This window comes from Pseudomonas sp. RIT-PI-q (assembly GCF_001297125.1).
In the GTDB taxonomy this organism is placed as follows: domain Bacteria; phylum Pseudomonadota; class Gammaproteobacteria; order Pseudomonadales; family Pseudomonadaceae; genus Aquipseudomonas.
Genome location: NZ_LHPC01000034.1, coordinates 304,893 through 319,367, shown reverse-complemented (window position 1 = coordinate 319,367; position 14,475 = coordinate 304,893). Strand labels below are relative to the sequence as shown.

Sequence of the window (14,475 nt, the reverse complement as noted above, 5' to 3'; positions counted from 1 at the left end):
AATACAAATTTCTCATGTCATACAAGAGCTTTACTTCAAAGCTCAAACATATCGGCCTACTTCTTACTATCAATAAACTCCAGTTCTGACACATCTGATAAAAATGGATGAATAATACAATGAAAACTTTAAAAACTGTTTCACAAACCCTCGCGGAAAAGAGCTCTAATGCTGTCTATTCAATCAATCCCCAGACCAGCGTATTTGAAGCGCTTCGAATAATGTCAGAAAAAAACGTCGGAGCGCTAATTGTGCTAGATGGGGGGCGTTTGGTTGGTATTGTCAGTGAGCGCGACTACACAAGGAAGGTAGATCTGTGTGGTCGCTTTTCCGCTGCGACACCAGTCAGCGCGATCATGACGCGTAAAGTAGTTACAGTTGGACCAAAAGAGAGTAATCAACGTTGCATGCAATTAATGACTGCAGGCCATCTACGACATCTGCCAGTGATAGAAGACGAACAAATTGTGGGTTTAGTTTCAATTGGCGACTTAGTAAAAGGTATAATTGCCGAACAACAAGATTTAATAGACCACTTACAAAAATACATTCGCGGCGAATAATCGTTCCAAATTTTACAAAGTTCATCAGGTAGCGTTGTGAGCCTAACCCTATCGCAAGCACCCTCATTGATTAGTTCTGCACTAAACTAAACAACCTACATGCGAGTTGCATTTAGTTCAACTCTCACTGCCAAGCATTTAATGCTTTAATATTCTCAAAATCTTTCTGTAAAAACTATTGATACGATGAATGTAATCTCGCCCGTCGCTGACATGTAACAGGCCCTAAGGAAATTCTCTGTTGGTGATAGGGAGAATCTCCTATAGAAAAATACAATTTTTAGCTGTAGACACGCCTCTCACTACCTACGCGCGATTTCAGTCGCTAGCTCCTAGAAAAACGTCTTTTATCGGAAATCACTAAATTTCTCTAGATGGCGTTTGACTTTGTCTGGCGTCCCAAGCCCTCAATACTGCGCATCGCACCCTTCCAGCACAGTCCCTCTTGACATCGTTTTTTATCTGCGCCAAGATACTCGACATCGCATGCGATTGAAGCGCGCGCGATTACAAAAATAACTATATTAATTTGAGGCCCTTCTCATGAGTAAAATTCAAAAAGTCCTGTTTACCGGCAAAACACATACGAAGTTCAGCGGCACTGGCAGTCCTTCACATGGTCACGATGGCACCCTTGACATCGAGCTCTCTTGGCCTGGTAACGGCGACAAATTGAAGCATGTATACCCGGCTATCGTGCGCCACCCAACCTCCGAGCAAATGCTCGCAGGCGCATGGTCAGCTTGCTTCATCACCGCAATCGGTATCGTTGCCCGAGACATTAATGTCCAACTTGAACCCGGTTTGGCCGTTGATATCGAGGTGGATCTGGGAATGGCAGGGGCTGAGTTCTACCTGCAGGCTCGAATCGACGTCAAGGTTCCGGGGGTAACACAAGAAGTCGCCGACACCATCGTCCATGCTGCCGATAAAATGTGCCCGTATTCAAAAGCGGTTCACGGGAACATTGATGTGGCCCTGAACATCCACACCGCGTAACGGGCCGCGCGGCTGGTTCTCACAGGTCAAGTCAGGCCGGCCGCCGTCCTCCCCGAAATACTAATATATCGCTCCCAGTTCATTACGGAAGTAAGTGAAAACTCCCCAGAGGCCAAGTAACCATACGAAAAAATGCGCCAATATCATTACGATTATAATGAAATTATATTGCTCTTTAGAGACATTGGGATTCGAAAACAGAGGCTAAAGATGAAATTTGCCGAACAAGCCAAAACCTCAAATATGAAGCTTTCAAATTTTTTATGTTTTGCGGTTTATTCGACGAATCTTGCCTTCGGCAAGGCTTTCAGGCCATTGCTAAAACAACTTGGTTTAACCTATACGCAATACATCACTATCGTTGCGTTATGGGAGGACGAAAACCTGACCGTAGGTGCGCTAGGTGAAAAGCTGTTTTTGGAGTCCAATACGCTAACGCCTATCCTTAAGAAATTAGAAGCGATGGGATATTTACTTAGGCAACGTGATCCCGAAGACGAACGACAAGTGCGAATAAGTCTTACTAAAAGCGGTCGAAAGCTACGTGAATGTCGCAACGAAATGGGGTTAATTGACGCTAGTGGTCTTTCGCAGAATGAGTTTAAACGGCTACAGAAAGCAATTGTGAAACTTCGGAGCAACTTGATTCAATCCACAAATGTACAATCAACCAGATAAATAAATAACTAACTATGATGCGGTTAAATAAATTTTAGCTTAGTCGAACACCTGCACGGAAACGGAAAACGCAGCATCATTTTTGCCAATGAACGACGACCGCACGTACCAAAATCTTAATAAGATACAATTCATTTTTTAATTATATTTAAAATCATAGAAGCTTTATTACTATAAATACGAATTTTCGTCTATCAGGTTTTTTTGGAAAATCTAATATATTGACTCCGTCAGCCGCCCAGGCTTGTTAACGGGCCCTATATTATGCACTAAAAATTCCGCTCAAATCATTCTGGAATCGACCGCCGGAGCGGAAAAGTAGCATTAGGCTAAATACTGACCAGCCAGGCTCGTTAGGGGTAAATCATATGATGAGCTTACGCCAAATACGTCACTTCGTCGCCGTTGCAGAAACAGGGTCTATTTCAGCAGCTGCTCAAGCGGTGTACATATCTCAGTCGACACTTACGCTTGCGGTGCAAAAGCTAGAGCGCGAAATCGGAGTGAATCTATTTAATCGTCACGCTAAGGGTATGACACTGACCCACCAGGGCCACCAATTTCTGCGTCAAGCGCACCTCATTCTAGCAACTGTAGATAACGCCAAACGCAGCCTGCAAAAAAGTACCGATCAGGTCGAAGGCCAGTTGATAGTCGGAGTTAGCAATCTCGTAGCAGGCTACTACCTCGCGGATCTTTTGACTCGCTTTCAGCGCGCCTTCCCTAACGTACGTATCAGAGTAATGGAGGATGAAAGGCCCTACATCGAACACCTCCTTGTAAGCGGAGAAATAGATGTTGGTGTTCTTATCTTGTCCAACCTCGAAGATCGACAGGCCCTTCAAACAGAAATTTTGACTCAGTCGCCTTACAGGCTATGGCTTCCCCCGTTACACCCACTGCTGGAGCGGGATAGTATTTATATGGCCGATGTGGCAGGCGAACCCTTAATACAGCTCTTTATAGATGAGATGGAGGTTAACGCAAAGCGAATTTGGGCAAATGCTCAGTTGCAGCCACGCGTGACGCTGCGTACGGCTTCGACCGAAGCTGTGCGAAACCTAGTCGCAGCGGGCCTGGGAATGGCAATTCAACCTGATATGACCTATCGTCCATGGTCATTAGAGGGAGACATTATCGAGGCACGCTCGTTGTCGGATTTAACTCAGACCCTCGATGTAGGCTTGGCATGGCGTAGGGGAAGTGCACGCTCAGCTTTGATTGACCTATTTCTGGGTGTCGCTCGCGAACAAACCCTTGGCGCGGGGCGCAGGCTATCTGTTTAATAGAATGAATCCATGAATATTACGAACTAGGCGCAGGATCTTGATTGCAAGAGCATTATAGATCATGTGATTCATACTAGCTCATATCGCTCTGATGTTCATTATGGGCCTTTAAATTGAGTTCAGTTCTTAGCCGTGCTAGAAACAAATCCGTTTAGCTAAATCCCACTTCGCTGGAAGACTATTTGTTAAAGAGGACAAAATTATGCAAACTAAACTTTTGATTAACGGTCAGTTGGTCATCGGTGAAGGAGCAGCACAAACTATATTTAATCCGGCTTTAGGGCGCGTACTTGTAGAAATCAATGAAGCTGGCGAAGCTCAAGTTGATGCTGCTGTACGCGCCGCAGACGAAGCATTTGAGAGCTGGTCGCAGACCTCACCAAAAGAACGTTCACTGCTCCTACTTAAGCTTGCCGATGCCATTGAAGCCCATGGTGAGGAGCTAGCTAAATTGGAGTCGATTAATTGCGGAAAGCCATATAGCTCGGCGTTAAATGACGAAATCCCCGCAATTGCGGATGTTTTTCGCTTCTTCGCCGGAGCTACACGATGCATGAATGGTTCAGCTGCAGGAGAATATCTTCCAGGCCACACTTCAATGATTCGTCGTGACCCTGTTGGAGTGATCGCTTCTATAGCGCCGTGGAACTATCCCTTGATGATGGTCGCTTGGAAAGTCGCCCCAGCCTTGGCCGCTGGTAACACTGTAGTACTAAAACCATCAGAACAAACGCCTCTCACTGCTCTGCGTTTAGCTGAGTTGGCATCTGATATTTTACCTGCAGGCGTGCTTAACTTGGTTTTCGGCCGAGGTCCAACTGTCGGTAACCCTTTAGTAACTCATCCAAAAGTGCGGATGGTGTCACTAACGGGATCGGTCGCCACTGGCGCAAACATTATTTCAAGCACAGCCGACGGTGTGAAACGTATGCATATGGAGTTGGGTGGCAAAGCTCCTATGATCATCTTTAACGATGCCGATATTGATGCTGCTGTAGAGGGGGTGCGTAGTTTTGGTTTCTATAATGCTGGCCAAGATTGTACCGCTGCTTGTCGCATTTACGCACAGGAAGGTATCTACGATGAATTCGTGGAAAAGCTCGGAAATGCTGTTAGCAGCATCAAATATGGGCTGCAGGACGATCCGGCAACTGAAATGGGTCCTTTGATTACTGCACAGCATCGCGATCGCGTCGCTGGTTTCGTTCATCGAGCAGTGGCACTACCCCATATTCGTTTGATTACAGGTGGCAAAATAGGTGATGGTAACGGTTATTTTTTTCAACCGACTGTCTTGGCTGGCGCGCTACAGGATGATGAGATTGTCCAACGTGAAGTGTTCGGACCTGTCGTGTCGGTTACAAAATTCAGTAATGAACGTCAAGTTTTAGACTGGGCTAACGATTCGGATTATGGTCTGGCTTCTTCGGTCTGGACATCGGATGTTGGACGTGCACATCGTCTGTCATCTCGCTTGCAATACGGCTGCACCTGGGTGAACACACATTTCATGCTTGTTAGCGAAATGCCTCACGGCGGACAGAAGCTTTCCGGTTATGGCCAGGATATGTCGATGTATGGACTTGAGGATTACACAACAGTTCGGCATGTAATGTTTAAGCATTAATCCCAACTGTTCGAATAATACAGAGATTAACAGAATCGAAATGAACGCATGATCATAAATAAAACAACCCATTGTACTGAGGCAATTTCTATTACGTAATCCAAGCTGACGGATAGTAGATACCATCGCGTCAAATAAATTGCATAGGCCCTTCTGGTCTTTTTCACTTCGCCAGTCAACGGAACGCCACACCCAATTAGGTAATGCAATCCAGGCTGGCGAAGCAGCTTTCAAAATCTTTAGATATCTGAGTCTGGGCATACAATGGTGGCTTTATTTTCTCGGTCTAACTATTCTTAATCCGACTAACTCGTAAAACCGTTTTGATCGACCGCTACAAAATTACAGGACAAGTTTACGTGGCTGGTAAATACCTAATCACCGATCAAGAATAGTCATAGCTTCCCCCCCAAATTCGTGGCTACAACTTCCCGTCTGGTAATCAGCTTTCCATTGAACCACGATATCTATATCTGTCTAAAGGTATGTAGTGATCTTACACAACAGATTAGATATACAAGTTCTATAGATACTGTTATAGGCCACCGGCGCTCGAGCCTTCTAGGCTATTATAAAAAATGGCACCTTATCTATCAGTCGGCACCATTTTTGCGCACAGATAAGCTTACCATTGGCCGAATCTAAGTATTAACCTCAACTGAGCTCCAGCGTGCAATTATGTCAAGTGAATACCATAATTTCGCATCCTTGAATGATAATGCATCGGCCGAAAATTTCAAAAACAGCGATCTAAAGTGTCCGCTGAAATCACTACGCTCACAATTACTCTCAGCAAAAATATCGACAAACTACTTAATCGATTTTGTCAAAAAACCCGAAGCCTAGCTGAGCGCTGTTTTGAATACGGGTTTAATCTCCATATGGTTCCTGGATGCCCATCCCTACTCCACCCGGGCAAAACTACAGCGAATAGTGTTGAATTTCATGCATGGTATTCACTTCGCGCATAGACCGAAGGACACGTCATGTTGTTCGATGAGTCACAGCCCCACGCCATACCACCAAAGCTAACTTATATATTAGCTAGTACCCGACGAGGATTCGGCTTTACCGAGCCTCTAGCTTGCGAAAGGCGCTGAGCTTAAACAAAGTGCTTTTTCTGGCTGCAGCTCTAGCTCTAGGTCAAAAATATTAGGTTGGTGTTAGCACAATCGTCCCACAAAGAAATACCGATATCCGCCACATCTCGTTTCCCTCATTAAATGGCGCATAACCACGAGATTGTTGTGTCGAAATTTCGTCAGTTAGTCGCTGGTTTTACCGGCGCACCTATTAAATCTGATAGCTTTCTATTTAATAGAACGGCCCATTGAATATTAAGAAGTATGCAAATTTGGTGCGTTGATTTATTTTCTGCTACATAAGAGCTTCAGCCAATCGACGCTGAAAAATAATAATTTTCAAAGGTTACAACCATATGACTGCATTAGCTGTTAGTTCTCTCTTAGCTCACCTTAAGTTTACGATCGTTGAGATCCGCGTTGTGCCGCCCATGATATATCGGGCAAAGATTTTCCTGCGTTCGTTGCACGATCGGTACTCCCTTAAACCCTCAAAATCAAATAAACAACATAAACTATATAGCGCTAAATTTTCGTAAAATATTTAGACCCTTTTAGTTTTGAAATTACGGGCAGTACCACAAGATACTACACACTATCAGTAACTTCATTAGCTTGTGTTCATTGAGTGATCACTCAAGCCACGATTTTACCGTAGCGATGCCTCCTACTATTAACAAAACCACAACTCGGGAGTAGATGTATGCAATATAGTGCTGGCTGTGCGCGCCACCCATCATTAACACACATAGCCAATATGAGGTTAATTTAATAAAGCTAAGTTACCATTAGACAGTTTACCCATGCCGCACCGCATCTATGGTGAAGCTTTCTGCTGCCAACAAAAAAAATAATTAGGAAGTAGATTCATGCAAAATACTAGTCGTACTATGCGTTCCATCGTACTAATTCCTGTGCTCGGAGCATTTACCGCACCAGTTATGGCAGTTCAGGTCACCGACAACCTTGATCTAGGAGGTGCTATTCGTGCCCGCATTGACGTGGATCCTGACCGCGACATCTCAGAGCTTAACTTTGATACTGTATTCTTAACGGCGAAGTATAATTCTGATACTTGGATTGGCTCGGCCAAATACTTTTTCTACGGAGGTGCTTATCCATATCGATACACTGACCGCGCAGGTGACATTTCTTTTGCCGAAACAGCTTGGATCGGTTACAGATTCAATCCCGATCAACAAATCCAAGTGGGTCTAAATAAAGTTCCATTTGGACTACAGCCTTTTTTTGGGAACACATTCTACGAAACGCTGGGCAATGTCATTGGGTTGGAGGATTTGGCAGAAATGGGTGCAAAATACATCCAGCAATCAGGTGACTGGAATTTTCAAGCTGGATATTATATTCGTCCGGCCTGGCAAGGTAAAGGAACCAGTAATGGACGCACCTACTCCAGCGTCCCGTCCAAAGCTGACAGCTATGTTGCCAATGGAAGCGACAACAGCGAGCGCAACACTATAGCGTTAAGGGTTGCAAAAACATTGGATTTGGGCCCCTGGAAATCAGAAATAGGGGTTTCTGGACTAGCTTCCACTCTAGAAAACAATGATACTGACAATAATGGCCGACGAAATGCGGTTGCTGTTCACTACGTCGGCAAAAATGGTCCTTGGGGCCTGCAATTGCAAGCTGCAAGACAACAGATGTCACCTCGTAACCCTGGCTCCGACGAACTGGTAACTCTTGGCGGTTATGACGGTACTTACAATGTCGCAAGTCGTGGCAATCTATATGTCGCGGACCTGAGTTACGACATCTCCGGCACGTATCTTTTCGACCAAATCAGCGGAGTTAAACTATATACTAACTATAGCGCCTTCGACAAATCCAACAACGATTTTAATACCTCCGAACGGATGATTTTGGGTACTTCATTTTCCATTAGTAAATTTTGGGTTGCTACAGAACTGCTGTTTAGTAAAAATGACCCGTACGTTGGCGGTAGCAACTACACACAAAGCTTAGGGGCCGGTGGTACTGATCATTGGGAGAACCAACTATTCGTTGATGTCGGGTATTACTTCTAATTTAAAACCGAAGTCTATTCCATCCAAAATTAAGCCGCTCGCCCATAGTCAGGTTACTCACTACGGCCGAGCGGCCTTGGTATTTCTTCAAGCATCCTCATCTTGCAACTCTATGTGTTTTAACGCTCTTTTGCCGAATAGCCGCTACGAGGTAAAAAACGTTTATAATCCTCTAGTGCGCACATATAAACCAATTATTAACCGAAGGTTTTGACACCAGTTGATAGCTATTAAATTAATAGATCCTACCGTTGACTATTACTCAATATACTATTTTGCTTCTTAGACTAAAGTGTTTCATTTATCAACAGCATCTGTCTGAACACCCAATGCTGAAAGCAAGACAATCGCCTGAGCACGAAACACTGCTTCCGGATCTGGCTGTAGTAAAGCAAATGCCGTAATTCCCTCCAAAGCACCGAATATAACCGGCGACACTACTTCACCTGCAATTTCGGACTTAATACTATGATCGGAACGCCCTTGATTCCACGCAACTGCCAACCAGGCCGTGTGCTGATCAACAAACAATCCCACCGGATCCATTACTTTCTCAGACAGAGAGCTACGCTCAACCATTAGCATAAGACAGAGACAAAGACGGCCGTCATACCTCAAGCACTGCTCAAAAAGACTCAAGTAACTGTATATACGCGCACCACCGGTCGTTTGGTGCTCGAAAACTTTCAACTCTGCTTCTCGCTGCACGGCGTAAAGATTCATCGCGTGATAAACCAGATCATCTTTAGATGAGAAATGGTTATAGAGGCTCGCCGCTTTTATATTGGCAATTTCGGCCAAGCCTCGTAACCCCATTCCCGATGTACCCTGAGCCTGCATCACATCGATGGCAAGCTCGGTCAACGTTTCTTTTCGGGATTGTTTTTTTTGCAAGATCAGCCCCCTTTATTCCTTAAACAACACTTCACCTCGGAAAGAGACAAGGGCAAGCGTATCTTCGATTGCGTATGCCATGTGCTCATCACCTGGGCCGGCCTTCAAAAAGTCGCCAGGCTCCATCTCTACCTCATTAAATCGGATACGGCCGGAGATGAGAAGGAATTGCTCCACACCTGCATGGTCATGGGGTGGAAACACGGCACCAGCTTTGAATTCGACGAAATATGCACCGTCGCCATCGGCGTCCCATAGTGGTGCTGTACGAATTCCTGCCCAATCTGTATCGCTGAATTGACGATTATTTACGTTGACGTGGATCATTTCCTACCCCTCTTGCTGATTTAATAACTAACGTTAGTTAGTTTATCTGTCGACGTCAAGTCCATTTCGCTGAGCGACGAGCAAAATGTTCGTTGGGTTGCTGATCCACAGAGGTAACGTAAATCGTGTGCCCCCCGGTGTCAGGATAGTTGTCGCCTCTCCGATTTCTCCTAAAAAAAACATATCGGGGGCGGAAAGAGACTGGTCGTGCCGTACTATTCACCCTGAACGCAGAGTCGCATTACTCAAGATGCTGCTCCCCCCCCCGCTGCCTGTCGATGGCCAAGGTTTCCCGGCGAGTAGGGGTCAGCGAAATGTCTTTGTCCAACTGGCGCAAACAGCTCCGTTCTAAAAGAAATGCAGTGCCCGAAAATACGTCGTTGGCCTCCGCCGAAACCAAATTTGCTGTCGTGCTTGACGCCGCCGGTTTATCCGAAATCGACTTAGATGAATACCGCCGACGCAAAGCCCTTTATCCCGAGCAAATCACGACCTAGCGACAAGCTTGCATCAACCGTCAGAAGGCAGACAAAGCCCGGCAAAAAGAAGACCGCGTGCAAGCTCGCAAAGACAAGAAACGCATCGAGGCACTTGAGCGCGAACTGCGCCGTTAAGACAAGGTGCTCGCTGAAACAGCCGCACTGTTGGTATTGCGAAAAAAGCTCAACGACTACTGGGGGGGAAGCGCGGTCGCGGCAGGCGCTAAATAAATCAGAGCCTGCCGGGAAATTGGTCTATCGCTGCGGACATTGCGACGGTGGACTGAAACAGAGGTTATCCTGGCCGATGCCCGAACGACTGCTACACGGCGAACACCGCGAAATGCACCGAGCGAAGTCAAGCGTCTGACCGTTGTGAGGCTGTGTAACCCACCGGAGTACGCCCACTTGCCGCCGTTCCAGATCGTGCCACGACTGGCCGATCAAGCGTGCTATCTGGCGTCGGAGTCGACGTTTTAACGTGTTCTGCGTGCGGCAGGCCAACAGCAACATCGAGGCCGCAGCCGGCGACCCAGAAGGTACGTAGCACCGACGACGCATGCGGCCAAAGCGCCCAGTCAAGTGTGGTCATGGACATCACGTATCTGCCGTCGCCGATACGCTGCAAGTATTACTACCTCTTTCTGATTGAGGATGTTTTCAGCCGCAAGGCGGTGGCCAGGAAGGTCGACGACGCAGAAAGCTGGGAGAAAGCCGCCGCACTGCTGCAACGTAGAGTGATCGCAGAGCTGTATTTACACGAACCGCTGGTGCTGCACTCAGACAAAGGAGCTCCGATGAAATCGGTAACGCTGCTGAGCAAGATGTACGACCTGGGCATCACGCCCTCGCGGGGCCGGCCGCGTGTGTGCAACGACAATCCCTATTCGGAGTCGCTGTTTAGAACGCTGAAATACTGCCCGCTATAGCCGCTGGATGGCTTTGCCAGCTTAAACGCCGAACACGCTTGGTTAAGGGATTTCATGCGCTCGTACAACAACGAGTTCCGGCATAGCCGTATCCGGTTCGTCACGACGACTAAGCAGCATCGGGCTGGATCATCAGGTCTTGGCCCGGCGACATGAGCTGCACGAACGAGCCAAGGAGCAAAACCGGAACGGTGGTTAGGCCAGACACGTAACTGGGAGCCGATAGGCACCGTGCTACTGAATGGATCGAGAGCAACAGATCAAGAAATTACGGCATAGTTAGACGGTTGACGCGACAACTACATTGAAAACCGCCGCAGTGCAGGAAGTCCGGAGATGAGGACCACAGCAACGCAAAAAGTTTTTACAACGCTCATCGTTGCACCTCCGTCACCAATGTCTTCGCTTTTAGTGTTTTGCGAAGGGCGCGGCGCTCAACATAACGACGGATAATTACAAAAAACACAGGGGTAAGTAATAGCCCAAAAAACGTTACCCCTAACATCCCAGAAAACACCGTTACGCCCATCGCGTGACGCATTTCAGAGCCTGCACCGGTCGAAGTCACCAAAGGGATAACGCCCATGATGAAGGCAAACGAAGTCATCAAAATAGGGCGCAAGCGCATACGACAGGCCTCAAGCACCGCAGCTAACGGTTCCAGGCCTTCGAGTTGCTTGTCCTTGGCGAACTCAACAATGAGAATCGCATTTTTACAAGCGAGTCCCACCAACACAATCAGTCCGATTTGGGTGAAAATATTGTTGTCGCTGCCCGCTATGATTACCCCGGCAATGGCTGACAACAATGTCATCGGTACGATCAGGATAACGGCCATTGGAAGACTCCAACTTTCGTACTGGGCAGCCAGTACTAGGAACGCTAGCAAAACGCACAGCGAGAACACGAACACAGCAGTGTTACCTGCAAGAATCTGTTGAAAAGTCAGGTCTGTCCACTCGTAAGACAGGCCGTTGGGCAGCTCATCTTTCAATAACTTTTCAATTGCTGCTTGTGCCTGTCCCGAGCTGAAGCCAGGCCCTGGCTTGCCATTGATTTCAGCAGTAAGGAAACCGTTGAAATGCATCACACGATCTGGCCCAGATGTATTGCTAACCTTCACGAAGGTTGCCAATGGAATCATCTCGTCCTGATTGTTGCGTACTTTCAACTGACCTATCTGATCAGGATTCTGCCGAAATCTCTGGTCCCCCTGAACTTTGACTTGGTACGTTCGACCGAAGCGATTGAAGTCGTTGGCATACAACGAGCCAAGATATATCTGTAGCGTATCGAAAATGTCCTTGATATCTACGCCATGAGTCTTGGCTTTCTCGCGATCAACTGCTGCGTCGACTTGCGGTACATTCACGGTATAGCTGGTAAATAATCCGGCCAACTCAGGGACATTGCGACTCTTGGCGATAATGTTCTGAGTTTCTTTATACAACGCTTCGTACCCCAGATTGCCACGGTCTTCAATTTGCAGGCGAAAGCCACCGATGGTCCCAAGCCCCATGACGGGCGGTGGCGGGAATACGGCTATATATGCATCCTGGATTTCAGCAAATTTGCCATTTAGAGCCGAGGCGATCGCCACAGCAGACCGGCTCGGATCAGTACGCTCATCGAAAGGTTTGAGCTTGATAAACACAACGCCATTATTCGGATTGTTGGTGAAACCATTGATCGATAAACCAGGAAATGCAACAGCATTTTGAGTACCTGGTTGCGTCAAAGCAATGTCGCCCATTCGCATGATGACGCTGTCAGTGCGATTGAGACTCGCACCATCAGGCAACTGCGCAAATGTCACCAGATATTGCTTGTCTTGCGTGGGCACGAACCCAGTCGGCGTCATGGAAAAACCGCCCCAGGTTAGTACAATCAGTCCAGCATATATTAGTAAGGCGATACCACTGCGGCGTATCACGTGGACGATAGTGTCAACATATCTCTGGCTCGCCCAATTGAAAACGCGGTTGAAGGGGTTGAACAGCCAACCACCCAGCAGCACATCAAGCAATCTGGAAAAACGGTCTTTAGGTTCTCCATGCGCTTTCAACAGCAAGGCAGCCAGCGCGGGTGATAAAGTCAGTGAGTTAAATGCCGAGATGATGGTGGAAATAGCAATAGTCAGTGCAAACTGTTTATAAAACTGTCCCGTCAGTCCCGAAATAAAGGCTGCCGGTATAAACACCGCGCAAAGGACCAATGCGGTGGCAATGATTGGTCGCGTCACCTCCCCCATAGCCTTCTCTGTAGCATCGAGCGGCTGCAACCCCAGATTAATGTTTCGCTCGACGTTCTCCACTACGACGATAGCGTCGTCAACCACGATGCCAATGGCAAGTACGAGGCCGAATAGCGAGAGCGCATTAAGCGAAAAGCCAAACAAGTGCATGACCGCAAAAGTACCGATCAATGATATCGGCACCGCTACCAGCGGGATGATCGATGCGCGCCAAGTTTGCAGAAACAGAATGACGACCAGCACGACCAGAATTAACGCTTCGACCAGCGTGTGAACCACCGCTTCGATAGAGCTGCGCACAAACACGGTTGGGTCATATACAATGCTGTAGTCCATCCCTTCTGGGAAATTTTGCTTGAGTTCCTCCATCTTGGCCCGAACCGAGTTTGATACATTAATGGCATTGGAGCCGGGCCGCTGAAAGATAGGCATTGCCACAGCGGGCTCGTTGTGCAAACGTGCACGCAATGCATATTGGTTGGAGCCGAGCTCTACTCTAGCAATATCTTTCAATCGTGTGATTTCGCCATTCGCTCCGGAGCGAATGATGATGTTCTCAAATTCCTCTTCGGAAACTAGTCGCCCTTTCGAGTTAATTGACACTTGGAAGCTCGTACCGCTTGGCGCAGGTGACGCTCCAAGTTGACCCGCAGCCACTTGCCTGTTTTGATCACGAATGGCGTTGACGACGTCAGTAGCGGTCAGGTTGCGCGATGAGGTTTTGTCTGGGTCCAACCAGACGCGTAACGAATATTCGCCCAAACCCCAGATCTTTACATCACCTATACCATTAAGGCGAACGAGCTCATCCTTGATATTGAGCGTGGCGTAATTGGATAAATAAAGCATGTCGTAACGATGACTAGGAGAAGTCAAGTGTACCAACAATGTCAACTCAGGTGACGCTTTGTCGACGGTAATCCCGATACGGGAAACTTCCTCAGGAAGTTTTGGTTCAGTCCGCGTTACCCGGTTTTGAACTTGCACCTGCGCGTTATCAAGGTCTGTACCCAGGGTAAAGGTGATGGTCAGCGTCAGGTTTCCATCAGCTGTGGATTGTGAAGACATATAAAGCATGTTTTCGACACCGGTGATCGCCTGTTCAAGTGGAGCAGCTACAGTTTCGCCAATGACTTTGGGGTTAGCGCCTGGATAGCTTGCCCTCACCACCACGGTGGGCGGTACCACATCCGGATACTCGCTGATTGGCAACTGAAATAACGAGATTGCGCCGGCAATCAAAATCATCATTGACAATACGGCGGCGAAGATGGGGCGCTTGATAAAAAATTTTGAAAACTGCATC

Annotated in this window: 9 protein-coding genes and 1 pseudogene; 7 read left to right on the top strand and 3 right to left on the bottom strand. The window is 47.3% G+C overall.

The genetic code is table 11. The features are described 5' to 3' along the window. Positions 1–119 precede the first annotated feature (119 nt). The 6 genes from AEQ67_RS33990 to AEQ67_RS18865 all read left to right on the top strand — a co-directional run bounded on the left by AEQ67_RS33990 (position 120) and on the right by AEQ67_RS18865 (position 8,286). Positions 120–563 (top strand): CBS domain-containing protein, encoded by a 444-nt coding sequence (locus AEQ67_RS33990; protein ID WP_082377897.1) that lies wholly within the window; start codon positions 120–122, stop codon positions 561–563. A 543-nt stretch (positions 564–1,106) separates the two neighbouring features. Next, entirely contained in the window at positions 1,107–1,562 is a 456-nt protein-coding gene (locus AEQ67_RS18885; protein ID WP_059405337.1) for an Ohr family peroxiredoxin, read from the top strand. A gap of 210 nt (positions 1,563–1,772) precedes the next feature. Further along, the gene (locus tag AEQ67_RS18880; RefSeq protein WP_059405396.1) at positions 1,773–2,240 is read left to right on the top strand and encodes a MarR family winged helix-turn-helix transcriptional regulator; all 468 of its coding nucleotides are present in this window, start codon (positions 1,773–1,775) and stop codon (positions 2,238–2,240) included. Between the two features lie 368 nt (positions 2,241–2,608). After that, a complete protein-coding gene (locus AEQ67_RS18875; RefSeq protein ID WP_059405336.1) occupies positions 2,609–3,526 on the top strand; it encodes a LysR substrate-binding domain-containing protein in 918 nt (305 codons plus the stop codon). Positions 3,527–3,731: 205 nt separating this feature from the next. After that, positions 3,732–5,156 (top strand): gamma-aminobutyraldehyde dehydrogenase, encoded by a 1,425-nt coding sequence (locus tag AEQ67_RS18870; protein ID WP_059405335.1) that lies wholly within the window; start codon positions 3,732–3,734, stop codon positions 5,154–5,156. A 1,951-nt stretch (positions 5,157–7,107) separates the two neighbouring features. Further along, a complete protein-coding gene (locus AEQ67_RS18865; protein WP_059405334.1) occupies positions 7,108–8,286 on the top strand; it encodes a hypothetical protein in 1,179 nt (392 codons plus the stop codon). A gap of 297 nt (positions 8,287–8,583) precedes the next feature. Here AEQ67_RS18865 and AEQ67_RS18860 read toward each other — a convergent pair whose 3' ends face one another. Together AEQ67_RS18860 and AEQ67_RS18855 are read right to left on the bottom strand one after the other, a co-directional pair. After that, positions 8,584–9,180: a TetR/AcrR family transcriptional regulator gene (locus AEQ67_RS18860; RefSeq protein WP_059405333.1), complete on the bottom strand. Its 597-nt coding sequence runs from the start codon at positions 9,178–9,180 to the stop codon at positions 8,584–8,586. Positions 9,181–9,192: 12 nt separating this feature from the next. Then, entirely contained in the window at positions 9,193–9,507 is a 315-nt protein-coding gene (locus tag AEQ67_RS18855; protein WP_059405332.1) for a cupin domain-containing protein, read from the bottom strand. Positions 9,508–9,708: 201 nt separating this feature from the next. Here AEQ67_RS18855 and AEQ67_RS33985 point away from each other — a divergent pair. Next, positions 9,709–11,198, top strand: a pseudogene (locus AEQ67_RS33985) (IS3 family transposase). A 90-nt stretch (positions 11,199–11,288) separates the two neighbouring features. On the opposite strand, the gene AEQ67_RS18840 reads toward AEQ67_RS33985, so the two are convergent. After that, on the bottom strand, positions 11,289–14,474 hold the full coding sequence (locus AEQ67_RS18840; protein ID WP_059405331.1) for an efflux RND transporter permease subunit: 3,186 nt from the start codon (positions 14,472–14,474) through the stop codon (positions 11,289–11,291). Position 14,475 lies beyond the last annotated feature (1 nt).

Excerpts from the sequence above, each read along its gene's own strand:
- AEQ67_RS33990 (WP_082377897.1), top strand. The coding sequence starts at position 120 with ATGAAAACTTTAAAAACTGTTTCACAAACCCTCGCGGAAAAGAGCTCT.
- AEQ67_RS18885 (WP_059405337.1), top strand. The coding sequence starts at position 1,107 with ATGAGTAAAATTCAAAAAGTCCTGTTTACCGGCAAAACACATACGAAG.
- AEQ67_RS18880 (WP_059405396.1), top strand. The coding sequence starts at position 1,773 with ATGAAATTTGCCGAACAAGCCAAAACCTCAAATATGAAGCTTTCAAAT.
- AEQ67_RS18875 (WP_059405336.1), top strand. The coding sequence starts at position 2,609 with ATGATGAGCTTACGCCAAATACGTCACTTCGTCGCCGTTGCAGAAACA.
- AEQ67_RS18870 (WP_059405335.1), top strand. The coding sequence starts at position 3,732 with ATGCAAACTAAACTTTTGATTAACGGTCAGTTGGTCATCGGTGAAGGA.
- AEQ67_RS18865 (WP_059405334.1), top strand. The coding sequence starts at position 7,108 with ATGCAAAATACTAGTCGTACTATGCGTTCCATCGTACTAATTCCTGTG.
- AEQ67_RS18855 (WP_059405332.1), bottom strand. The coding sequence starts at position 9,507 with ATGATCCACGTCAACGTAAATAATCGTCAATTCAGCGATACAGATTGG.
- AEQ67_RS18840 (WP_059405331.1), bottom strand. The coding sequence starts at position 14,474 with ATGCAGTTTTCAAAATTTTTTATCAAGCGCCCCATCTTCGCCGCCGTA.